The organism is Chitinophaga sp. H8 (assembly GCF_040567655.1).
GTDB lineage: Bacteria > Bacteroidota > Bacteroidia > Chitinophagales > Chitinophagaceae > Chitinophaga > Chitinophaga defluvii.
In genome coordinates this window covers 1,199,174-1,223,370 of sequence record NZ_JBEXAC010000001.1, presented here as the reverse complement: position 1 = coordinate 1,223,370, position 24,197 = coordinate 1,199,174, and the positions used below count along the sequence as shown (strand labels likewise).

Below are 24,197 nucleotides of genomic sequence, written 5' to 3'. Positions count from 1 at the left end.
GCAACAAGTAGTAGAACCAACAAAGTGTTACTAGCTAAACATCAGCTCTACCTACCCGATAAAAAACTGTTAGAAAATGCACTGAGCAGATTGCTCGATCATCAGTAAAGTTACTTCAACTCTTCTGCAGTAAATGATTTTTGCCGGCCTTTGTATTGCTGACGCACCTTGACAATATCTGCCTCGGTTACTTTGCTGGCCTTATTGCTCCAGGCATTGCGGATAAAGCTGATCACCTGGGCGATATCTGCATCAGAAAACTCATCATTATTGCCAATACCGGGCATATCGCCGTTAATTTCAGGGGATTTGTACACTTTACCATTTACCATTACCGGACCGGTTAATCCGTACAACACGATGGCTGCCAGCTTATTTTTATCACCATTTACCCAATTACTTTGGTTAAGTGGTGGGGCAAGCGATTGTATCCCATCTCCATCTGCTCCGTGGCAGGTTTGGCATACTGTTTTAAAGATCAGGTTACCTCTGGGAAATTCTTTGGTTAGGGCATCGTCCATCCGGGCTTTTTTCCGGTTGGCGATATCTTTGATCACCCGTTCCAGCCGCTGGCGGATAACCAGTGTAGTATCCGGGTTCCAGTCGGTGATCTGTTTCAGCAGCGCTGTTTCCTGATCAGCCGCATTGTTGATCACCCCATCGGCTACATATTTATCGTTGGCGTAGGTTTTTATCAACTGCTCCTCCAGCTTTCCGGCCGCCACTTTATCCAGCTTTTTTACTGCCGGTAGCATATACGCAATATAAGGCGCCAGGAATACATTGGGCACTGCTGCATTCAGATCAGCAATAGCCGCGGCAATATTACCCCGGTGTAAGATTCCCGGCAAAACGGTCAATACCTGTGCTTTGATATAGGGATTACCCTGCCGGAGCAAGGGCGCTACTTCCTTATATTGCAGGCACTGCAATCCTTCCAGAGTCCAAAGTGCATGGATCAATCCCAGCGGTTTGTCTGTTTGCAGCAGGCGTTGATGCAATGCCGGTTCCAGTTGTACCAGGTGACGGTCAATGATCAGTTGCTGTGCTTTATCACGTATCCAGCCATTAGGGTGGTCCAGCAATGCAAAAAGGCTATCCGGCTGGGTATTGATGTGTACCGGTGTAACAGTTTTGCCCTGTGGTACTACGCGGTAGATACGTCCGCAATTCAGGGGATCTGACAGGTCCCTGGCTTTTATTTCTGCTTTCAGGTAAGGCGTGAGATAAGTTTTATGCTGAATGATGCCCCGGTACATATCGAGGATATATAATGCTCCATCCGGACCATCATAAAGGCTTACCGGGCGGAAACGTTCGTCCTTGCTGGCCAGGAATTCGTGACCTTTGTAAGCCTGATGGCCGGTAACGATATAACCACTATCTGTGAGTATATTACGTTTGATCAGGTTGGCAGAAGGTTCTGCCACAAAAGCATTGCCTTCATATCCTTCGCCCAGCAGATGGCCCCGGTATACCAGCGGACCACAGGCTGCTGTAAAGTTGGCCAGGCGGAGGCTATCGTCCAGGATGCCTTTCATATAACCCCGGTTTACCCCGGTGTTGGTCCTGATGGGGTACACCTTATTGTCAGGTACGATATTTTCGTCGTAACCAGCCACATTGCGTTGTTGCGGGTGCTCACTGCCCAGGCCAGGGCTAAAGAAATCGCCCAGGAGGTTTTCAGAATTATTATTGTAAAACAAGCGGCCATAATTATCCTGGGTAATGCCCCACTGGCCCCGGAAATGGGTTTGTTCCTTCAACCATTTAGTACCTTGCTTACGATAACGTTTATCTGATTTGGCGTTGTAGATCCAGTTATCCAATCCGCGGAGCAACCCATTAGGCTGATGCTCCACGTTTCCTCCTTCGGTATATTTATCATCTACAAGCGTTCTTTTGCCGGGGGTATCCTGGTTATTTTCTACAAACCATAATTTAGGTGGTTCTGCCACAAGCAGCCCGTTTTCTATCAGGCAGATAGCACGGGGCAATACCAGGGAGTCGAGGAATACCTTACGGTTGTCCGGGATACCATCCCCATTGGTATCTTCGAGGATCACTATTTTACCACTGGGAATATCTTCCCCCGTACCTACGGTATCCGGCATATAGCCATGCATTTCCACCACCCACATACGGCCTTTTTCGTCAAATGTCATGGCTACCGGCGTCATCACCTGCGGCTCCGCAGCCACCAGTTGTACCTCCATACCTTTTTCCACCTGCATTTGCTGCAGCGCGGTTTTAGCATCCAGTACAGGCGACGGTCCTATTTGCTGACGCATCAACAAAGAATCGGTTACCTTTTTATCTTCCTGCTGTCCTTTTTGCTGACATGACATCATTCCCAGGCTCAACACAATCCCCCATCCACAATGCATTAAGTTTATATTCCTCATTACTAAAAATCGATTGCAAAAACCCAAAATACACTTTGACGGGAGATTTTCAAAGGGAGCGGGTATTTTTTTGATGACCGGCAGGTGGCATTTATGGGCTGTAGCCCATGCTGAATACATAAAATACATATCTTCGTCACCACTTAGTTATTTAATCTATATGATGGGACGCTTTCAAGGCATTATCGGAATTGCCCTCATCCTGGGTTTGGCATTTTTGTTCTCCAATAACAGGAAAAAAATTAATTACAGGCTGGTCGTCAGTGGAATCGGGTTGCAGATAGCGATTGCCTTGTTGGTTTTTAAAGTGGCCCCGGTGAACTGGTTTTTCCAGCAGCTGGGGAAAGGGATGGTAAAGATTGAAGGGTTTGCCCGTCAGGGAGCCGCTTTTGTATATGGCGGCATTGGTGTAGTGCAACCACCTACCGGCACAATAGGCAACTATGCGGTAAATGGGTTTGTATTTGCCTTTAATGTAACCGCTACTATTATCCTCGTATGTGCATTGGTAGCCGTTTTATATCATATTGGCCTTATGCAGCGGGTAGTAGCTTTGATAGCCAGGGCCATGAACTATGTGATGCGGGTGAGTGGCGCAGAAGCCCTGAGTAATGTGGCCAGTGCTTTTGTAGGGCAGGTAGAAGCGCAGGTGATGATCCGTCCCTACCTGAAGGGCATGACCAAAAGTGAGTTACTGGCCTCTATGAGCGGCAGCCTGGCCTGTATAGCGGGCGGTATATTAGTGGTATATGCCAATATGGGTGCCGAAGCCGGATTAGACCTGGCTCCCAAGCTGATCACTGCCAGCCTGATGGCAGCGCCGGGCGCCCTGGTGATATCCAAAATCCTCTATCCCGAAACGGAAGAAAGCCAGACAATGGGCCGGGTAAAGCTGGAAGTAAAGAGTAATTATACCAATGTAATAGATGCCATTTCTCATGGCGCCGGTGATGGATTTAAAATTGCAATGAATGTGATTGCCATGCTGATAGGTTTTATTGCCATCATTGCCTTCCTGGACTGGGGCCTTATCAAGATAGGGCATATCTTCAATCCTCAGTTTGACCTCAGCCTTAACTGGATCTTCGGCAAGCTGTTTTATCCAATGGCCTGGGCCATGGGCGTACCGGATGCCGATGTCAATAATGTAGCTACCTTATTGGGGCAAAAACTCAGCATCAATGAATTTGTTGCCTTTAAGAACCTGACTGATAAAGCCGTACCTATCATTTCTGAAAAAGGACTGCTGATCGTAAGTATCGCCATCTGTGGTTTTGCCAATTTCAGCAGTGTGGGTATGCAGATAGGTGGTATCGGAGAGATTGCGCCGGAAAGACGGGCAGATCTGGCGCGGTTAGGATTAAAAGCGCTGTTTTGTGGTACGCTGGCCTCCTACTTATCAGCTACCATTGCAGGCATACTGATATAAACAGCAATTGGGTCTAAACAAACAAGCCGGTTGTGGGTCCACAACCGGCAGTATCATACTGAGAAAGTTAATTATATTTTCAGGCGCTGAACCAGGTTATTCAGCACGCCGTTCCAGGCTTCCGCCTGTCCCTGGTCTTCCCATTGCGCTTTCATTTCAGAAGCGGTCTGGATCTTTTGTACTGTAGCTATTGCCTGCTGACGTAATGAAGAAGTCACAATAATATTCAGTACATCCAGCGTGTCCAACGGATCTTCGGGAATGTCTTCACTCGGCTTACCTGCGAGTGCAGCTACCACTTCTGCTGCTGCCAATGCTTCTTCACAATCCGATATCTCCAGGTTTTCATTATTATTCAGCACACGTGCCAAAGTATCCGATACCATTCCGGCATCTTTATTATCCATCAGATCAAATATCCAGTCCTGTGATCCGTCGTTTTCAAAATTCCTGGTGCCCCATGCTCCCATAGTAATGCAGCTTGTAATTAAAAGTTATAAAATATAATGATGCTCAATACCAGATTTATTACGCGAATTAAAAGCAATTCGATGAAAAAGTGAAAAAAAAGAGCTGTTAGCTTTTAGCAATTAGCCATAGCCTACGGTTTTTTTTGTCTTTACTCAATCTTGCAGGAAAGCTAATAGCTAAAAGCCAACAGCTAACGGCTCTTAATTGAGGCTCCTGAAGTCAACCGGTACCAGTTTACTCACGCCGGCTTCCTGCATGGTAACTCCATAGATCACATCTACAGAGGCCATGGTTTGTTTATTGTGTGTTACAATAATAAACTGGGAGTTATCGGAAAACTTGCGGATCATGTTGGTAAATTTACCAACGTTGGCATCATCCAGGGGCGCATCTACCTCATCCAGGATACAGAATGGGGCTGGTTTAATCAGGTAGATGGCAAACAATAAAGCGGTAGCTGTCAATGTCTTTTCACCACCCGACAGCTGGGTAATAGCAGCGGGGCGTTTACCTTTGGGCTTAGCAATAATTTCAATACCGGTATCTGCCAGGTTTTCCGGGTCGCTCAGGATCATATCACACTGATCTTCTTCGGTAAACAGGGCTTTAAACACCCGTATAAAGTTTTCTTTTACGGCAGTAAAAGTATCCAGGAACTTTTGATTGGCCGTAGATTCCACTTCCTGGATAGTAGCCATCAGCGATTCTTTGGCCGTTACCAGGTCGTTCTTTTGTTCGAGAATAAACTCATACCGCTTTTTCATTTCCGTGTAGGCTTCAATAGCGGTAGGATTGATCTCGCCCATATTTTCAAGCCGTTTTTTCAGTCGTTCTGCACTTCCCTGCAATTCATCTACCGAGATCGTAGAAGTACGCTGCTCATCCAGTATTTCGTCCAGGTTTACCTTAAATTCCACGCTCAGCCTTTCCTTCATGGAAGCCAGCTGGAGTTTCAGTTCATTTACCTTGTCTTTAATAACATTCAGTTGTGCTTCCAGCTGTTCTTTGGCACGTTGCTTGGCACGCAGTGTTGCTTCCAGCTCCTGCAGATGGTTGCGGAAGTTATAATATTCCTGGTCTTTTTCGTTCAGGGCTTTTTCTTCTTCTTCCCTTCTGCGGAACAGGTCTATTAATCCATCCTCAGCCTGGCTGAGTTTTTCAGTAGCAGCTGTAATATTGGCCACCGCATCTTCCAGCTGGGTCTTATTGCTGGTGATCTGCACGTGCAGGTCGGCCAGTTGTTTGCGTTTAAATTCCAGTTCCTGTTTTAATGCCTGCACTTTGCTATGCTGGCGGGTATGTTGCAGGTTCTGATTATTGAACTGCACGTTGGACTGGTTAAACTGCTGTTCTGCTTCCTGTGCAGCCCTGTCGGCTTCCACAATGTTTTCCTGCAGCTCCTGTACTTTATCGTTCAGGTCTTCCAGTTCATCCCGTACACCTGAAATGCTTTCCTGGTTTTGCTCCAGGGACTGCTGCATTTCCGCGATCCGTTTATCCCCTGATTCTATCAGGTGATGAAAGTTTTCGATCCGGTTCTGCAAACCAAACAGCTGGTTGCTGAGCTGGTTGATCTTTTCGCGTGCTGCGTTAATATTATTTTCGTTCAGCTGACTGTTGTAGCCGAGTACTTCATTATGTTTTTCCTGTAATTGCTGACGCAGGGTGCTGACTACCACTTCCAGGTCTTTGATCTCTGCTTCCAGCTTCTCCAGGTTTTTGGCACGACCCAGTTTCTTCCCTTCAAACAATCCTACAGAACCACCGCTGAGGTTATATTTCCCCCGGTGCATACGGCCGCTCTTTTCTACCAGCAGCAGGTCCTGATCAGGCAACTGGCTAAAATCCATAGCTGCCACATCTTCTGTAATAAATACTTTGCCCAGCAGATAATGTCCAAGGCCTTTGTACTTATCATCAATTTCCACCACTTCCAGCGCAGGTACAGTACCCGGAGGCGTAAACAATCCGCCGCTCTGATGATGAAACTGGTCCAGGATAAAGAAGTTGGCCTTACCTTTTTTGTGCAGGTCCAGTAGCTGGATAGCCTGGATCGCTTCTGCGGCATTATTTACCACGTAGTAGCTGAGGTACGGTTCCAGCAGGTTTTCTACACAGGTGCGGTATTCTTCCTTACAGAAAAAGATATCGCTCAGAATAGGCGCTTTGTTATTCCATTCCTCATTCTTTTTGAGGAATTTGATACTTTCAGCATACCCTTCCAGGCTGTCTACCAGTGATTTTAAGAGTTCAAATTCGTTCTTTTTGGCATCCAGCTTACGGTTTTCATCTACCAGATTATCCCGTAGTCCTTCTATATCCGCCTGGGTAGCCAGTATTTTTCCTTTGGTTTCTTCCTGGAAGCGCACCATCCCATCGAGGTCGGTTTTGCTGTTTTCCAGAATACCCTGCAATCCTTCCTTTTCGTCTTCCAGTTGCTGGATCTGCGTCTGGCGGTTGGCCTTTTCTTCCTGCAGCTGCTGGATACTTCTTTGCAGGTTTTGCACGGAGGTATCTGCTACCGCTACTTTCTTTTCGGCCTCAAACTGCTGGCGCTGCCATCTTTGCTGGTCATTACGCTGATTTTCCAGCGCTTGTTTTTTCACATGGAAACGTTCCTTTTTCTCCTCTACCATTTCGCGGAGGGTTTCCAGTTCATCTTCCATGGTATCAAACAGTTCCTGTTCTTCTACCGATTGTTTTTCGGAGAAGGCAATAGAATCGGTAAAGCCCTGTACCTGGCTTTCCGCATTATTCAGGAAATCGCTGATATTCTTTTCTCTTTCGTGCAGGTAGGTCAGTTGCTGGCTGGCGAGGTTCTTATCATTTTCTTTTGTACGGATGGTAGCTACCAGTTCGTTAAAAGACTTTTGCATGCCATGCAGTTCGCGTTCTTTAGCCACGAAGTGCAGTTTATCTTCCTCTACTGCCGCCTCCGCAATCGTAATTTCTGTTTCCAGCTGCAGTTTTCTGTCGGACTCAGTTTGTTGCTGATCATTCAGCTCCTTATAGGTAATATTGAATCCTTCCAGTGCCGCTTTGGCCAGCTCAATGCTGATCTCGCGGTATTCCTTTTTCACCTCATAAAAGCGTTCTGCCTTGCGGGCCTGGCTTTCGAGTGTTTTCAGGTTATTATTGATTTCGAAGAGCAGGTCTTCTATCCTGTTCAGGTCACCTTCTGTAGCGTCCAGTTTGGACTTAGCTTCTTTTTTACGGGTTTTATAGATAGAGATTCCAGCAGCCTGTTCCAGCATACGGCGGCGGCTGTTTTCTTTATCCTTGATGATATCATCCACCATCCCCAGCTCAATAATAGCATAGGAATCGGTGCTGATACCGGTGTCCATGAACAGGTTATGGATATCTTTCAAACGGCAGGCCACATCATTGAGGCGGTATTCACTGTCGCCGTTCTTATAGAACTTACGGGTAATGGTAACAGTAGTAAACTCGGTAGGGAGAATGTTTTTGGTGTTTTCAAACGTCAGGCTTACTTCAGCCATCCCACTGGCAGATCTGGACTTGGAGCCATTGAATACCAGTCCGGCCTGGTTTTCAGACCGCAGGTTACTGATTTTGTGCTCTCCTATTACCCAGCGTATGGAGTCAATGATATTACTCTTACCACAGCCATTTGGCCCAATCACTCCGGTAATACCCTCGTCAAACTGCAGAACGGTTTTGTCAGCAAAGCTTTTGAAGCCTTTAATTTCTAGTGTTTTTAAACGCACAAATTCTCCAGGTTTTGTTAAGCCGTCAAAGATATAATTTTACCCAATCAAAGAGTAAATTAAGTGAGAACACATAATGTTAAGTAATTATTTATGCACAAATGTGAATAAAATGTTCTTCAGAGGTTGGTAAGAGGTTCGTTACTAAGCGGTTAGATCAGGGGTGTTAAATAAGAGCTACGAGCTACCAGCTATGAGCTGCGAGCTATTGGTGTCATGTTGGATTGACTAGCTGTGAGTTTTATACGGTGGGGAAGCACTACAAAAGCTAGCAGCTAGTAGCTCATGGCTCATAGCTCTTTTCCGCATAGCTCACAGCTGGTTAATTTATTATCTTTGCCCTCAATTGTTTAAACCGCAAACAGACAAATCATTTTGCAGACAGCACACTGGCTTAAAGACATTAAGAGTTTTCTATATAGTTATCATTTTAGTAATGGATTACGTACTACCATCAGTGTGGTAGTCCCTTCCATTGTCTTTGCCTTTATGGGGAAGCTGGACATCGGGATCGGCATTTCCATGGGTGCCTTATGTACTGCACTGGCAGATGTACCTGGTACGATCATACACAAGCGGAACGGCCTGATAATCAGCTCCATCCTGATATGTCTTACGGCACTGGGTACCGGATTACTGGCCCCTTACCCCTATCTGATGGCTCCCTGGATCATGGGATGCTGTTTTGTATTTGCGATGCTGCTGGTGTATGGTAACCGGGGTGGTAATATCGGTACCGCCTGTTTGCTGGTGATGGTATCTGTGCTGGGTGAACCACAGCATTCTGTACAGCTGTCTTTTGTTTTTGCAGGACTGGTGCTGGCCGGCAGTGCCTGGTATGCAGCACTGGCCCTCCTCCTATGGCAGATAAGGCCTTATCTGAACGTGCAGCAAACGCTGGGAGATTGTATTATGCAAACCGCCCGTTACCTGGAGCTGCGTTCCAACTTTTACACCCCTGGTGTAAATGTAGCAGATAACTACAAGGCCGTGCTGGAACAGCAGGTGCTGGTGAACGAAAAACAGGAAGGTGTACGGGAGTTACTACTGAAAAGAAGGTCGGCCCAGCAAGGTACTACCAGCATCAACAAAAGCATGGTGCTGATCTTCCTGGATATGGTAGACCTGCAGGAGCAGATCATGGCTTCCCAAACAGATTACAAGGCATTGCAGGCTACTTTTAAGGGAGAGGATATCCTCTCTAAATTTCATGTGCTGATAGACAGCTTTGCCACAGAGCTGAAAAATATCGGGCTGGCCGTAGCGTCCGGGCAACGTTCTTTGCCCAAAGAGAACCTGCGTCATGAAATAGAAAAGGTGAAGAAGGCGATTGCCGAAATGCATCATTCCCTGCCTACGCTAAAAGAAAGGACCAAGCTGATACCGCTCAATAATATCGTGCACAACCTGCAGGATATGGCACAGCGTATTTATAACCTGCACCGGCTTACCCGCCTGGAAAAGCTGAAAGATGAAACCATAGATCCCAAACTGGAGCTATCTAAGTTCACCACCCGCCAGCGGTACGACCTGGCTACTTTCCGGGATAACCTTTCTTTCAAATCATATATTTTCCGGCATGGCATCCGGGTAAGCCTGGCCACCGTTACCGGCTATCTGCTGGGGCTGGCCTTGCATATAGACCGGATATACTGGATCCTGCTCACAGTGGTAGTGATCCTCAAACCAGGATTTGGCCTTACCAGGTCGCGCAGTGTCCAACGTTTAATAGGTACCGTTATAGGCGCCTTGTTTGCCGCAGGGGTATTGTTCTTGACACAGGATGACACGGCCATATTTATTGTCATGCTGGTATGTATACTGGGGGCTTACAGCTTTATGACCTTCCACTATACGGTAAGTGTGTTTTTCGTAACTCCTTTTATCATCTTCCTGCTACATTTTTTACATCCGGCCGACCTCTACAATGCCACCCAGCGCGTAATAGATACCTTTATTGGCGGCGCCCTGGCCTTTGTGGCCAACCAGGTGCTGTGGCCGGTATGGGAGCATAATTCATTGCCTAATTATATGCATAAAATGACGCTTTCCAACAAAGCGTATTTTGAGCAGGTGATGCGGTTGTATACCAATCAGCCCCTGACCATCACAGATTATAAGCTGGCGCGCAAAGAAACTTATGTAGACACGGCGAATATGATGTCGGCCTTTCAGCGTATGCTGTCGGAACCCAAAAGCAAGCAGAAAAATGCCTCCAAAGTATATCACTTTGTGGTATTGAATCATACGCTCACCTCTCATATAGCCGCACTGGCCGCTTACGGGATGCATCATGGCGTGCATTTTCCACGGCCGGAATACGGACAGCTGAGTGAACACCTGATACAATACCTGAACGAAATAGCTGCACTCAGCAATCCCGCACAACAAGGTGAAAAGCCTCCTTGTCCTGCTCCCACCAATGCAATGGAAGTGCTGGATGCCCACCTCGAAAACCTCATTCACCTCAGACAACTGGAAATAAATGATGGAAAGGGACTGACACCCTTGCGGGATGAAATGCTGGAAACCAAACAGGTGCGCGACCAACTGCAGGCGATCCTCTCGCTTGTAAAGGATATGAAAAAAGCGTTGAGCTGAGGCAATAATCTGTTGTAGCTTTAAAACTATTGAATCGTATAGTCTTTGATGCGATATTCCAGTGGAATAAAATGTACCTGCGTGCCTGTACCCGTCATCACTGGTTTGTCTTTCTTTTTATGATTTAACCGGAAATTGGTTTGTTCGTCGACAGACCAAATGGCCAGGACATGTTTACCATCTTCTTTCCTTTTAAACACCAGCGCCCATACCTGGTTATCCTTACCGGAGATCCGTTTAACAAAAGCAGGATGATCGCCTAGTGCCGCAGTCATTGCTTTGTAGGCATACCAGGCAGGCTTGGGCGTCCAGTCGTAATGCATCAATCCGAAGTTGTGTTCCCGCTCTCCTTTCATCGTACCATCGTTGTGCAGGTCGTACCAAAAAATTTTCTGTATTCCGGCAGCAAGATAGGTCAGGTATACCCGTTGGAGTAAGTTGGCCTGTACTGTTTCTGTTACGCCGCTTTCCACGGAGGCCGTACTTGCCAGAATCCCCCCTTTCCAGTCCTTGCTGGTATACAATGCCATGGCTTCTCCCGCCAACCTGCCATCCTTGTCAAATGCCTGTATAATAGGATAGTAGTGATCTCCCGGCGCCATGTTTTTAGCACTCAGGAAGCGGTCCATATAAATATCCTTTACCGGAGGCAGGCCCGCCGCTAAAGCCGCCGGCGCCAATTGTACGTGGTGGGTACTGACAGGAATACCTGGTTTGGTCCAGAATGCTTCAAACCCCATGTGGAAGAACGGATATGTTTTTTCCGGCTGATCCGCTGCACGCCAGATCCCATCCGCGCCTTGTGTATGCACGGTAAAAAAAGGCAGTTTATTCACTGCCAGTAATAAGCCGCCGCGCTTTACATAATCTTTTAAAGGCTCCAGCATAGGCGCATCAATATTTAACCCTTCTGTTCCAATCAGTACAGGGCATTGTTGCGGATCAAGGGTAGCCAGATTGTCAAAGGCTATACTTTTTAGTTTTATTCCCGGCAGCCAGGGGCGGCTCCCCGCTTCTTCTTCCAGGTTCTTTACCCTGGGAGACATCGCCACACCTATGGTTAAGGCGGCAGCTGGTGTCTTTGCTATTTTCGTGAGGGCGTAACGTATGGCCTGTATCATAAAATCAGGCTGTTGCAAAGTAAGTGCCCCGGTAAAGGTAGACGAGCCTCCCTCTGTAATCCAGACAGGCAGATGGCCTTGCTGATGCGCCTGCATTACACTTTGGAAGGCTTCCATTTCGCGCAGTGTTTTAGCACTCGCATCAGGTCCCCACTGATAAGGATGTACGGCCAGGATATCAAAATAACCTTTAGCGCCTGCTTTGTACATGTCCTGTAAATAGGGTGCGTTCCAGCTTACCAGCCCACCGATCACTACCTGACAGGTAGGGTCAATAGCCTTGATCTCTTCATAAGCGATTTTTAGCAGGGTAACATATTGCGCCGCATCCGGCTTGGGCTTCCAGAACCCGCCATCCTGCTCATTCCAGATCTCCCAGTATTTTAACCGGTGATGATAACGCTGGACGGTAGCCCTCACATATCTGCGCCATTCTTCCGGGTGCTGGTATAGTGGCCAGGCTTGCGGGCGTTTGTTTTTTATCTCCCAGTCGTATCCCTGCAAAATGGGTAACACCTGCATCCCGCCTTGCTGCAATTGCTCTAACAATTGATCATACTTGTCAAAGTACAAGGTATCCGGCGACTGACAGATATACGAAAAGGAAAAGTCTGTCCGCATCCAGCGGATGCCTGCTTCCTGGCAAAGTGCCTTCACTTTACCTATACTTTCCCATTCTACCGGCCGTAGTGGATGTGCAGCCACTCCCCATGGACTTTCAGTGATAGCATTTGCCTGATGGTGATATTTATGTTGGGCTGTTGCCCCCAAACTTCCCCCGGCCAAACTGAAAGCCAGCAGGGCAACACGTATCAATTTACTGTTCATTGCTATTGTCTTCTGTAAGCAGATAATATTGAATCAGGGCTGACTAAAAAGTAGTGTATACTTGTTTAGTCAGCCCCGCCATTAGCTTATATGGTTAGTATTCCGGATTTTGCGGAAAAGCATTATTCCCCCCGGCTGTTTTGTCTATCTGATCCTGCGGAATAGGTCTTACCAGGTGAAAAGGTTTGATATTGACCGCCCCGTTAGGGTTATGCAGTTTTACCCTTTCTATCAGTTTTCCGGTACGTACCAGGTCAAACCAGCGCACATATTCTCCCAGCAATTCACGTCCTCTTTCATCCAGGATAAAATCAATGTCCAGGTCGGCAGCTTTGATTTCCATAGCTTGTTTATTAGCTGCTGTTTCCTGTGGTGTAGCTCCGGTTCTGGCCGCACGGCGGCGCACTTCGTTCATGTAAGGCACTGCCTCCGGAGTGTTGCCACTCATCATCAATGCCTCTGCCGCTATCAGGTAGGTTTCTGCCAGCCGGAAAACGATAAAATCTCGGGAACCGGCCACGTTATTAATATCAGGTCTTTGCGGATCTATAAATTTGCTGAGAGTGGGATAATTGGTTTGGTTATACTGGCTGGGCGTAATAATACTATAGTTGGCCCGGTCGCGCGCTTCCTTTGTCACTTCATAGCCGGGCAGATAAATAGCCGTATCGCCCAATTGCATGGTTACCTGTCTGCCATTGATATTAAAGGTACCAGGGTTATTGCAATAGTACGTGGTAATAAAACTTTTTTCATAGCGGCTGTCGTGTACTTTATCAAACAGGGTATCCGTTGTAAAGCGGGTAGGCCGGAAAAACTGGTAGGTTCTGCCGTTGGCCAGATCCCTTAATACACCTGGAAAAGCGGTATATCCCATGATATAATACAGGTGGCTTTGGTTGCCCTGTCCATTTGTCAATACATCTTTACTGTATTGCACCGCAAAGATCACTTCAGGATTTTTCTCGCCACTCCCCTGCACAAACACATCGGAGTAATTATTCAGTAACTGGTAATTATATTTAGTGATCACGTTCTTTGCCAGTTCTGCCGCCCGTTTATAATCATCCGGCTGGCGCGCGCTGATGCCTGCACGGGTAAGATATACTTTAGCCAGAAAATGTTCTGCAGCAGGTTTGGTGGCGCGGCCATAATTAGCAGCCGTAGCAGGCAAATGTGCCACTGCAAAATCCAGGTCTGCGATGATGGCTTTGTAGATACTGTCTACCGGTGTACGATGTGCGGTGGTGGTAATGCTGGTGGTTTCTTCCAGGGATAACTGAACCGGTCCCCAGGTTTGTACCAACAGAAAATAATACATGGCCCGCAGAAAGCGCGCTTCTCCTAAGCGAACATTTTTGAGATCCTCGGCCATAGGCACTTTAGGCGCTCTGGAAATCACCGCATTACAGGCATTCAATGCCAGGTACAAATCATTCCACGGACCGGTAATAAATCCCCTGGTAGCATTCAGGTTAAAATTGTAGGCATCCAATGCCAGTTCCCCCAATGCGCACATATAGGTATCCGTACCATACACGGTGAGCTGGGCGCCATTTTGCTGTCCGTACCAGGTACGCAGGTAACTATACGCCGCATTTACGCCGGCATTAAAACCATCAGGTGTATTGAGATAGGTATCCGGTATGCCTGCACGCATTTCTTCGTTCAGCTGTTTGGTACAGGAAGTAGTCAGGCAAGCGTATAATATGATAAAAAGAAAAATCGGCTTCATAAACTTGGTTTAAAAGGTAACGTTGATCCCAAATACATAATTCACGTAAAAGGGTTGATTAGGTACTTCCGGATCAATCCCCTGGTGTTGATGCACAAAAGAAGAAAATACATAAGGATTTTGTACGTTGGCATAAATGCGGAAGGATTGAATGCCGGTGTTTCTTAACATATCGGGCGATAAACGATACCCCAGGTTGATATTTTTTATCCGCACAAAAGAGCCATCAAAGATCGACAGGGTACTGCCAAAAAGTGGTCCACCTCCTTGTCCTCCACGGGGTTGCGGATAAGTATTTACGGGATTGTCCGGTGTCCAGTAATCTACATTTACCGTGTTATATCTTCCTTCCAGTGCAAAAGTATTACCGGTACGCAAGGGGTCTTTCATCAGGTTGCCGAAGCGGCCATTCAGAAAAACAGAGAGATCAAATCCCTTGTAAGAAAAACGGTTAGTGATCCCGCCGGTCCATTTAGGTCTGATCTGTCCTAACACCATCCGGTCGCCTGCATCAATTTTTCCATTCCCGTTTACATCCCTCACCTGTATTTGTCCTACCGCAGAGCCGTACTGTGCTGCTTTAGTATCCTCCTTCAATTGCCAGATACCGGTTTTTTCATAATCATAAATCACATCCAGGGATTGACCAATGAAGCGGGCGTTGCCCACATCATCCTGTTTGCCCAGGGAAAGCGACAGGATCTTTTCTTTGTTGGTAGCCATATTGAAATCTGTACTCCATTCGAACCCATCTTTAGAAGTAGCAGCTATATTAACTGTAGACACCGACAGTTCCAATCCGGTATTACTGGTAGATCCTATGTTAGAAACAATACTGGGAAAACCGGAAGTAATAGGCAGCTGCCGGGATAATAAGAGATCGGTGGTTTTAGCCTGGTATACTTCCAGGCTACCAGTGATCCGGTTATTCAAAAAGCCGAAGTCAATACCCGCATTGGCGGAAGTGGTGGTTTCCCAGGTGAGATCGGGATTATTCAAACTACCTGGCCGGTAACCATAGGCAGCGGTACCGTCCCAATCGTATGAGGTGCGCGAAAGCAGTGCCCTGGTTTGGTAAGGATTAATACCAGTATTCCCGTTTTTTCCGTAGCTCAGTCTTAGTTTCAGGTTATTGATCGTTTTGTTATGCTTTAAAAACGATTCGTTCATGATGTTCCAGCCTAAAGCCACCGCAGGAAAGAATCCCCACTTATGACCACCTGCAAATTTGGAGGAGCCATCCGCACGACCGGTTAATGTGAGCAGAAAGCGGTCGTCAAAGGCATAATTGACACGCCCCATCCAGGAAAGGATGCTCCAGCGGCTGAGTCCGCTGCCAATACCGGTAATGGTGGCACCAGCCCCCAGGTTATTGTATTCAATAGAATCAAGCCCAACAGGTAAATCTTTTACTGATCCGCTCGTACTCTCATTAGCGTAGTTTTGCAAGCTATATAACCCGGTTACGTTCAGCCGGTGTTTTTCCGCCAGGGTTTTCTCATAGGTGAGCATATTTTCCCAGGTATAGGCCAGTGTAAAATTCTCACCGTTGTTGGCCGCCGGAGCTGCTCCATTCTGGTTGGTCGTGCGGGAACCTCTGTAATTCCCGGTTCTGCTTTCTGTAAGATCGGGGGCAAAGTTCATCCGGAACTTCAATCCTTCTGCCACAGTCGCCTCTCCATACATGCTGCTGAGCAGGCGGAATCTTTTGTTCCTGTTTACGACCGCACCAGGCACGAGATCGATCAGGGGATTTACCTGCAACATGTCTTCAGAAGGATACATGCTTATATTACCGTTGGCATCATATGGTTGGCTCAGCGGTGTAGTTACCAATGCTGCCGCAAAAGGATTTACATCACTCCCATTGGATTCGCTGAAGGCTGCCAGCGTAGACATGCCCACTTTTACCCGGTTGTTGATTTTCTGGTCAATATTAATGCGGGTAGTATAGCGGGTAAAGTCCTGTATACGGATATATCCCTGGTCTTTGAAATAGCCCAGGGAAATATTAAACAGGGTATTTTCGTTTCCGCCAGACACGCTTAATTCATGGTTCTGTGCAATCCCGGTACGAACGGTGAGTGCCTGATAGTCCGTAGATGTACCGCTGGCAATAGCTGCCAGTTGTGCTTTATCAAAGATTTTAGCATCCGCATTCGGATCATTATCATCATATCTTTTGATGGCCCGGTTGGCCTCACGGCGGTATTCTGCATATTGCGGACCATCCATCATATTTGCCAGCCTGGTTACATCCGCTACATTGAGGTAGGCATTATAGCTCACGACAGTACGACCCGCTTTCCCTCTCCTGGTGGTGATAATCAGTACTCCATTCGCTCCCCTCGAACCATAGATAGCCGTAGCAGACGCATCTTTTAACACTTCTATCGACTGGATATCATCCGGGTTAATATCATTTAATCCACCAATGAGCGGGATGCCATCCACTACATACAAGGGGTCGTTCCCCGCACTGAAAGAGCGTGTACCGCGGATCAATACGGAAGGCTGTGCCCCCGGCCGGTTGCCCGTATTATTCACATACACCCCTGCCACTCTTCCCTGTAGCATTTGCTGTACGTTGGTAACAGGTACTTCGCGCAATGTTTTAGGCCCCACGGAAGCGATCGCACCCGTTACATCACCTCTTTTTTGGGTACCATATCCTACCACCACTACCGCATCCAGTCCGGAAGCAGCCGGCGTAAGCGTTACAGACAGGAAAGCATCATTGTTCAATTGTATTTCGCGGGTATCATATCCCAGGTAGCTAAATACCAGGATAGCACCCGGCTCTACGCCCGGCAGTTCAAACTCACCCTGCTCGTTGGAAACGGTTCCTTTGCCGGTGCCTTTCTCTTTCACGGTAACCCCCACCAGCGGCACACCTGTCGCAGCAACCACCTTTCCCTTAATGGTCGCCACCGTTTCTTCCGGAGGAGCAGTTGTTTCCAACGGCAGTTGTTTACGTTTAATCACAATTGTTTTTCCGGAAACGGTATACCACAGGGGCATATCTTTCAGGCATATTTCCATGAGCTGTGGAATAGAAACACGTTTGACGTCTATATCCATCTTCCGGGTTTGTTGCAGTAAGGCCGCATTGTACCAGAAGAGGTAGCCCGTTTGTGATTGCACGGCATCAAATACCTCTTCCAGTGAGATATTCTTTTTTGAGATGGTCACAGATTGAGCAGTCACATTTGCGCTTACCTGTAAGCAGATCCCCAGCAGCAGGATGATAACCATTTTCATAACAAGGAACATTTTAGGAGACAGTAAGCCAGGCATAGGTCTCCCTTTACACTTCGTGTAGAATTTCATACTTTTGTTCAGTTTGGGTTTAATTGTTAAGCAATCATTTACGAATGGTGCCAGGGTTGCCCAAATACTTGCCAGGGGCGTCGCGAGCGCTCCTGGTGCTTTTTAGCAACCCCTGTGATGATGGTTACTTTACTTTTTCATACGTGGTCATTATTTTACGTGGACTAATTCATATAAGGTATAGTGTATTACCGGGCGTATACGATCACTTTTTTCCCTTCTACTTTAAACGTGATATCATCTGTTGCTTCCAGCATTTTTAATACTCCTGAAATATTTTCGTTACGGGAAATAGTACCTGAAAAGTTTTTCAGTTCCATATTACCTTCATATACCGGAGTGATATCATACCAGCGTGCCAGTTGCTGCATAATGGTCCTAATATTATCTCCTTTGAACCGGAAATAGCCATTTTTCCAGGCCATTACCTGCATGAGGTTGGGGCGGGAAACGACAAAGGCACTATTACCGTTGACCGGCAAAGATGCCTGTTCTCCGGGTTGCATAGCCACCTTTGTATTTCCGGTGATCGCCTTCACAGACCCTTCCAGCAACGTGGTATGTATTGTTTTTTCTTCAGGGTAAGCATTAATATTAAAATGGGTACCCAGTACTTCCACCATCATCCCTTGCCGGTCTGGCGCAGGCAGCGCCACCGTTACCCGGAAAGGCTGGTCCGCCTTGGGCGCCACTTCAAAGTAGGCTTCCCCGGTGAGGGCCACCTTCCGTTCTTCGCCCGTGAAAGCGGTGGGAAAATACAGTGAGCTTTCGGCATTCAGCCATACGTGGGTACCATCCGGTAGCGTAACCTGGTATTGTCCTCCTCTGGGGGTGGCCAGTGTGTTATATGTTACGGCTGCCGTTTGCCCCTGCACGTTATAGGCCAGCTGTCCGCTATCGAGTTTGATGATCCTGGTATTGCCCTGCTGTGCCAGTGCTCCGTTGTCTGCACTGTCCAGGGTAATCTTTGTCCCATTTGCCAGGGTAAGCACCGCCTTATTGCCTCCGGGAGGCAGATCGTGCTGTAATTGTGAGATAGGTGCAACAGCTGCGGGCTGCCGGGAAAGCAGGAAATAAATACCTGTTGCCATTACGACACCTAAAATAGCTGCTGCTACCTTCCATGCTGTGGTAAACCTCCGTGGTTGCAACACGGGGGCTTTACGTTCTTCCCGGATATGCGCTTCCAGTCCAGCCTGAATACGGGCATAAACAGCGGGCAGTTCATCCGCTGTATCATAGGTATGCTGTACCAGCTGGGCTTGCAGCATCGTGGCAAACAACGATCTTGCCTCCGGTGTTTCCAGCAATGTTGCCAGTTCTTCCCGGCCTTCGCCAGTAATAGTATCAAATATATATGCTTCCAGCAATTGCTGTAATCGTTCTTGTTTCATGATGGCAGTGATAGGATTTGCCCTTACTTATTAAAGACGCAATAAAAAAAGCTGACTGAGTAGGGAAGGATAAAAATTTAAAAAAAATTTTCTGGTGCTCCTCCGGCAAGCAATACAATAATCAATATAGGATTATTGATATGCGACCGCAGGTAGGTTCGCAGAAAGTTGACCGCCTTTACGATGTATTGTGCTACGGTATCTTTATGAATATTTAATTCGCGGGCAATCTCTTCATGCGTAAGGCCATCCAGGCGGCTCATCTTAAAAACCTGTTTTCTTTTATCCGGCAAGAGTTCTATGCCATTGAGCAATAGTTGATAATGCTCCTTGTATTCCAGCTGCTGATCAGGTAACAGGAGCTTTTCTTCCGTATCTGTTTCCAGCTGGGCAGCCGGTGTTTTCAACTTTTTACGTACACCGGAGATGATACAGTTACGGGCAATAATGAACAGGTAATCGTCAAACTTTCTTACTTCAGGTAAAGCAGAACGGGCATTCCATAACCGGATAAATACATCCTGTGTGATTTCTTCTGCCATCAGGGCAGACTTCAGGTAAGTAAGCGCGTGGGAATAAATATTGCGCCAGTATTTTTGCACAATTTTAGCGAAAGCCAGCTCGTCACCGTGGGCTATCAGCAGCAGCAGGTCTTTTTCCTCCGGTAAAGTTTCGTCCATTCAGCAGATCTTTCCCTTTAATTGGTTTGGTTGATTGTTTCCTGGCTAAAATACAAAAAACTACCAAACGGCAGGGGCAAATTCCCGGGCCGGCATATTGCTGTACCACGTCATCGCTTCGGGAGTTATTCTTCCACTACGATACAAAACTGATCTGTTACCGGTATGGTCGCTGCCAGGATCCTGTCGAAAAAGGCAGGGCCTTCCTTCACATACCAGGGCATAAAGTTTTCTTTTCTTTCCTGCAGGGAATCAGCGGGAAACAACCGTTGCTTCAATTGCCAGATCTGTTCCGTTTGCCAGGCAAACTTTTTCTTTTCTGCTTTGAGGAATTTATGTTCCAGCTTACCGATAGATTTGACGGCTTTCTTGCGTTCAGAAGCATTGGACGCCACTAAAGTGATATCGATGCTTTTAGCTTTCGCTTCCAGCTCGTCAAAGAGTTTTTCTATTGCAGCATATTCTTCTTTCAGGCAAAGTGCTGCATTGGTATGCTCCTGTACAAAGTTGTTGACCAGTGTTTCCGTATCTTCAAACAGGGAGGTTGCCGTTAGTCCCAGTTTTTGCAAACGTTCGCTGGAGGCACTGTCTACGAACAGGAAAGAATTACGCAGCAGCAGAATAGGAAAAGGTACCTGGTGATGAGCAAACAGCTGTTTTAATTCCAGCCAATAGGCAATTTCCCCGCCCCCTCCGATAAAGGCCAGGTTGGGCAAAATTGTTTCCTGCAATATCCCTCTGAGGATTACATTGGGGCTGAACCTTTCCGGATGTTCATGCAGCTCCTTTTTAAGTTCTGCGGCGGTAAACGACAGGTTGGTATTTAATACTTCCCATTTGTCGCCGGTTTTCACGATCCTTTCCCGGATACCTGCTGCCAGGTAAAAGAGGTTGATCTCTCTTGGGTTGGCCTGTACTTTATAATGCTGCGATATTTGTGCGATGGTTTTAGCCACAATACCCTGTGAAGTATGGTGCCACAGCTCCTCCTCCATGATGGGGATGAGTTGTTTTTTAAATGCAGGATTATCAGGTACCAGTACGATCAGTCCATATTTTCCGAAGAGCTGGTTAACCAGGAACAGGGTAGCATCCTGGATGTTTTCCTGTTCGAGATAAGCTTGTTTTAACAGCGCGATCAGTTCTTCCGCATATTCGCCATATCCGATACCATACTGTACCTGTTCGATCAGCGCCTCCAGCCCTTCCGGACGCATACGTCCTACGGCTCCCTTTTGTCCGGTTTGCCAGGTGATGGTCTTACCATCAAGATAAATACTACCCAGTTCGTCCAGGTCATTATCCTCACTGCCCATGTAGTATACCGGTACAAAATTGTATTGCGGGTATTGTTGTTTGAGTTCACCTGCCAGCTTTACGGTTTGTAGAATTTTGTACACAAAATACAGGTACCCGGTAAAGATATTAGGTTGATGAGCGGTACAAACGGTAAAAGTGCCCGGTTGTAATAAGCTGCTGATATTGTTTTGAACAGCAGTATCCTGTTCTAAACCAGCATATTGTTGTTGCAGCGCACTCACCAGCAATTCCCTGTTCATAGGTTGTTGCTGTTTGGCCCTGATGGCCGCTTCGAAGTCAGGTTTAAGAGGTGAATAGCTATAAAATGGCCGTATATTCGGATGCTCTCCTAAAAAATCTATCACCAGTTGATTAAAATAGCCTGTTTTGCCGTAAGGAATATAATGAACGTTGCTACTCATACCTTTCATCAAGAATTACAAATTTCCAATTACGGGCACCTACCTGCCCGATAATTTTTTGAATGCACGAAGTTAGCAAATTGGATGATTGCCCGGATGGATTATTGGTTGATCGGTTACGGTTCCTTTTGGTGCAATTGTTGTCACCATTCCCCTGCATTGGTGGGCATACAGTATCTTAATCACCATCCAATACATTCATTATTAAAGAATTATGAGAATAGCAATATTATCACCCATAGCCTGGCGCACTCCGCCACGGCATTATGGCCCCTGGGAGCAGATGGCCTTTAACCTGGCAGAAGGGCTGGTAGCCCAGGGGCTCTCTGTAACCCTCTTTGCCACTGCCGACTCCCAAACCAGCGGGACATTGGAAGCAATATCGCCAAAAGGATATGCCGAGGATGACACCCTTGATGCCAAAGTACAGGAGTGCCTGCATATTAGCCATCTGATGGAGCAGGCCGGGCAGTTTGATATTATCCATAATCATTTTGATTTTTTACCACTTACATATTCTCGGCTGATAAAAACACCTATGGTCACCACTATACATGGGTTTTCCTCACCGAAGATCATCCCGGTATATGTTCGTTATAATGATAACAGCTATTATGTGTCTATCAGTAACGCCGACCGCAGTCCGGAGCTGCGCTATACCGCCACGGTATACAACGGCATCAATACCGGCAACTTTTCGCCGGAGATGCAGCCGGAAGATTACCTGCTCTATTTTGGGCGTATCCATCCCCATAAAGGCACCTACGATGCCATACAGATCGCTAAAAGCACAGGGCATCGCCTGGTAATTGCAGGTATTGTACAGGATGAACACTATTTCCGGGAAAAAGTAGCTCCCTATCTGGATGAGCAGATCACCTATATAGGCCCTGTAGGTGGAACAGCGCGTAATACCTTATTGGGCCGTGCCAAAGCCCTGTTGCATCCTATTTACTTTAATGAGCCCTTTGGCCTCAGTGTAGCAGAAGCCATGTATTGTGGCACGCCTGTACTGGCCTATAACCGGGGCGCCATGCCGGAGCTGATCCACCATCAGCAAACCGGACTACTCGTTAATAACCTGCAGGAAGCCATTGCCAGTGTACCTGATCTGCAGCGCATTGACCGGCATACCTGTCATGCTCATGCATTGGCACATTTCAGCCAGGAGAAAATGGTGCGTGATTATCTGAAAGTATATGAAGTGGTGTTAGGATGATGGCTGCATACTATAGTCTACACGCCATCACTCTTAATGCGGTCCAATAATTTTCCCAGGTCTACCGTAGCAAAGCAGGAAGCAGAATCGGAGATGCCGTATGGAATAATGAGTTCATTATTATGTACCATGGAGCCGCAGGAATAGAGTACGTTAGGCACATATCCTTCCCGTTCATCCTTGTTGGGAATGAGTAGCGGTTCTTTGAGGCGGCCTATTTCCACCATGGGATTATCCAGCTCAAATAAGCTGGCCCCGAGGCAATAGGTACGCATGGGCCCTACCCCGTGGGTAATCAGCAGCCAGCCCTCGCTGGTTTCAATGGGTGATCCGCAGTTGCCTATCTGTACAAACTCCCAGGGATATTTGGGGGTTTGGAGGATTTGCGGGTTTTCCCAGATATTGATCTTATCAGAGTACATGATATAATTATTGATCCCGTCAATCCTGGAGATCATCACATATTTACCATTGATCTTACGGGGAAACAGGGCCAGGTTTTTATTCTGTGCCCCTTCGCCGTATAGCGGCCTGATACTGAAATTGTAAAAGTCCTTTGTTTGCAGCAGCTTAGGCTGGATGGTGATCCCATCATATGCTGTATAGGTAGCATAGTAGGTGACACTACCGTTTTCGCTGGTATATTTTACAAAGCGGGCATCTTCAATACCGCGGCTTTCCGCTTCAGAATAGGGAAATATGACCCGGTCGGAGATATCTGTATCCAGGGAAAAGTTCAGCTCATAGTAGGAGTCTGCCAGCCAGAGGAGGCGTTCCAGTGCTTTTTTCAGCAGATGGTCTACCTGGTAGCGTTGCTGCATTTCGCGGATCACTTTTTTAAGTGCCAGGTATTCGAAGTCGTCCGGCAGGCTGTTTTGTACTTCATTCATCACAGAATCCGGCAGCTTGATAGATACGGCATTCTGGAAGAACAGGTCCTTTTTGTAGCGGGAGTTGCGGATCACTTCCGCCTCATCTACATAGTTGCCAGCCGGCACTACCATGATCTCACTGTTTTTATTAATCAGGCCCTGCCGGAAAGCGATGGAAGAAATATGTCCTTCTCCTACCGCCCTGAAGCTCAGGATCACCCTTTTTTCACCTTCTTCCAGCCCGCTCTGGTCTACATCTTCAATAATAGACGGGTTAAAAAACGCTGCAGATTCTATGGAGTATTCATTCGTGCAATAAGATCCGATGAGCAGCTTCTTCTTATAGGCAATTTCGTCATAGTTGAGCTGCAGGGAATTAAACAGGTGTTTTAACTTATCGCAATGCCGTTCAAAGATGCGGGTAATATTACGGTGCCGCTTGGAGAACTCCCGCAGTATAGGCGTGATTGTTATTTCCACTTCCGCATCTGTCATATCCGTTACCCGCTGTATGATCGCTTTGGCACGTGCTTCGCCGTTAAAAAAAAACCTGGCTACCACCCGTTTCAGGTCCGGGTAAATCTTTGTTGTTTGTCGCTGTATGGACAGTCGCATAATTTCCTGTTTAAAGCTATTAGCTGTTAGCTTTTAGCCTTTAGC

The 24,197-nt window shown here is 47.0% G+C and carries 13 protein-coding genes; 3 read left to right on the top strand and 10 right to left on the bottom strand.

Annotated features, from left to right (window positions below; genetic code table 11):
* Positions 1–110: 110 nt before the first annotated feature.
* Positions 111–2,405 (bottom strand): DUF7133 domain-containing protein, encoded by a 2,295-nt coding sequence (locus tag ABR189_RS04635; protein ID WP_354659280.1) that lies wholly within the window; start codon positions 2,403–2,405, stop codon positions 111–113.
* 160 nt (positions 2,406–2,565) lie between these two features.
* On the opposite strand from ABR189_RS04635, the gene ABR189_RS04630 reads away from it, so the two are divergent.
* Positions 2,566–3,834, top strand: coding sequence for a NupC/NupG family nucleoside CNT transporter (locus ABR189_RS04630; RefSeq protein ID WP_354659279.1), 1,269 nt, complete (start codon positions 2,566–2,568; stop codon positions 3,832–3,834).
* A 71-nt stretch (positions 3,835–3,905) separates the two neighbouring features.
* On the opposite strand, the gene ABR189_RS04625 is transcribed toward ABR189_RS04630, so the two are convergent.
* Both ABR189_RS04625 and smc read right to left on the bottom strand, forming a co-directional pair.
* Positions 3,906–4,304, bottom strand: coding sequence for a DUF4259 domain-containing protein (locus tag ABR189_RS04625; protein WP_354659278.1), 399 nt, complete (start codon positions 4,302–4,304; stop codon positions 3,906–3,908).
* A 201-nt stretch (positions 4,305–4,505) separates the two neighbouring features.
* Complete coding sequence (gene smc, locus ABR189_RS04620; protein WP_354659277.1) at positions 4,506–8,036, bottom strand: chromosome segregation protein SMC; 3,531 nt, start codon at positions 8,034–8,036, stop codon at positions 4,506–4,508.
* A 375-nt stretch (positions 8,037–8,411) separates the two neighbouring features.
* Between smc and ABR189_RS04615 the strand changes: the two genes are divergently transcribed.
* Complete coding sequence (locus ABR189_RS04615; protein ID WP_354659276.1) at positions 8,412–10,637, top strand: FUSC family protein; 2,226 nt, start codon at positions 8,412–8,414, stop codon at positions 10,635–10,637.
* Between the two features lie 26 nt (positions 10,638–10,663).
* On the opposite strand, the gene ABR189_RS04610 is transcribed toward ABR189_RS04615, so the two are convergent.
* The 6 genes from ABR189_RS04610 to bshC form a co-directional block, all read right to left on the bottom strand.
* Positions 10,664–12,586 carry a glycosyl hydrolase gene (locus ABR189_RS04610; RefSeq protein ID WP_354659275.1) on the bottom strand — a complete coding sequence of 641 codons (1,923 nt, stop codon included), beginning with the start codon at positions 12,584–12,586 and terminating at the stop codon, positions 10,664–10,666.
* Between the two features lie 94 nt (positions 12,587–12,680).
* Positions 12,681–14,321 carry a RagB/SusD family nutrient uptake outer membrane protein gene (locus ABR189_RS04605; protein ID WP_354659274.1) on the bottom strand — a complete coding sequence of 547 codons (1,641 nt, stop codon included), beginning with the start codon at positions 14,319–14,321 and terminating at the stop codon, positions 12,681–12,683.
* A 9-nt stretch (positions 14,322–14,330) separates the two neighbouring features.
* Positions 14,331–17,582: a SusC/RagA family TonB-linked outer membrane protein gene (locus tag ABR189_RS04600; protein WP_354659273.1), complete on the bottom strand. Its 3,252-nt coding sequence runs from the start codon at positions 17,580–17,582 to the stop codon at positions 14,331–14,333.
* Positions 17,583–17,839: 257 nt separating this feature from the next.
* Positions 17,840–19,045, bottom strand: a complete 1,206-nt coding sequence (locus ABR189_RS04595; protein WP_354659272.1) for a FecR domain-containing protein — start codon at positions 19,043–19,045, stop codon at positions 17,840–17,842.
* A 77-nt stretch (positions 19,046–19,122) separates the two neighbouring features.
* The gene (locus ABR189_RS04590; RefSeq protein WP_354659271.1) at positions 19,123–19,725 is read right to left on the bottom strand and encodes an RNA polymerase sigma factor; all 603 of its coding nucleotides are present in this window, start codon (positions 19,723–19,725) and stop codon (positions 19,123–19,125) included.
* Positions 19,726–19,850: 125 nt separating this feature from the next.
* Positions 19,851–21,446, bottom strand: a complete 1,596-nt coding sequence (bshC, locus tag ABR189_RS04585) for a bacillithiol biosynthesis cysteine-adding enzyme BshC (protein WP_354659270.1) — start codon at positions 21,444–21,446, stop codon at positions 19,851–19,853.
* A gap of 214 nt (positions 21,447–21,660) precedes the next feature.
* Here bshC and ABR189_RS04580 point away from each other — a divergent pair, with 214 nt between their 5' ends.
* Complete coding sequence (locus tag ABR189_RS04580; RefSeq protein ID WP_354659269.1) at positions 21,661–22,665, top strand: glycosyltransferase family 4 protein; 1,005 nt, start codon at positions 21,661–21,663, stop codon at positions 22,663–22,665.
* Between the two features lie 17 nt (positions 22,666–22,682).
* Here the strand turns inward: ABR189_RS04580 and ABR189_RS04575 are convergent, their stop codons facing one another.
* Complete coding sequence (locus tag ABR189_RS04575) at positions 22,683–24,152, bottom strand: glycoside hydrolase family 130 protein (RefSeq protein WP_354659268.1); 1,470 nt, start codon at positions 24,150–24,152, stop codon at positions 22,683–22,685.
* Positions 24,153–24,197 lie beyond the last annotated feature (45 nt).

Coding starts and splice junctions, on each gene's coding strand:
- ABR189_RS04610 (WP_354659275.1), bottom strand. CDS start 12,586: ATGAACAGTAAATTGATACGTGTTGCCCTGCTGGCTTTCAGTTTGGCC.
- ABR189_RS04580 (WP_354659269.1), top strand. CDS start 21,661: ATGAGAATAGCAATATTATCACCCATAGCCTGGCGCACTCCGCCACGG.
- ABR189_RS04600 (WP_354659273.1), bottom strand. CDS start 17,582: ATGAAAATGGTTATCATCCTGCTGCTGGGGATCTGCTTACAGGTAAGC.
- bshC (WP_354659270.1), bottom strand. CDS start 21,446: ATGAGTAGCAACGTTCATTATATTCCTTACGGCAAAACAGGCTATTTT.
- ABR189_RS04605 (WP_354659274.1), bottom strand. CDS start 14,321: ATGAAGCCGATTTTTCTTTTTATCATATTATACGCTTGCCTGACTACT.
- ABR189_RS04635 (WP_354659280.1), bottom strand. CDS start 2,405: ATGAGGAATATAAACTTAATGCATTGTGGATGGGGGATTGTGTTGAGC.
- ABR189_RS04575 (WP_354659268.1), bottom strand. CDS start 24,152: ATGCGACTGTCCATACAGCGACAAACAACAAAGATTTACCCGGACCTG.
- ABR189_RS04590 (WP_354659271.1), bottom strand. CDS start 19,725: ATGGACGAAACTTTACCGGAGGAAAAAGACCTGCTGCTGCTGATAGCC.
- ABR189_RS04630 (WP_354659279.1), top strand. CDS start 2,566: ATGATGGGACGCTTTCAAGGCATTATCGGAATTGCCCTCATCCTGGGT.
- ABR189_RS04595 (WP_354659272.1), bottom strand. CDS start 19,045: ATGAAACAAGAACGATTACAGCAATTGCTGGAAGCATATATATTTGAT.
- ABR189_RS04625 (WP_354659278.1), bottom strand. CDS start 4,304: ATGGGAGCATGGGGCACCAGGAATTTTGAAAACGACGGATCACAGGAC.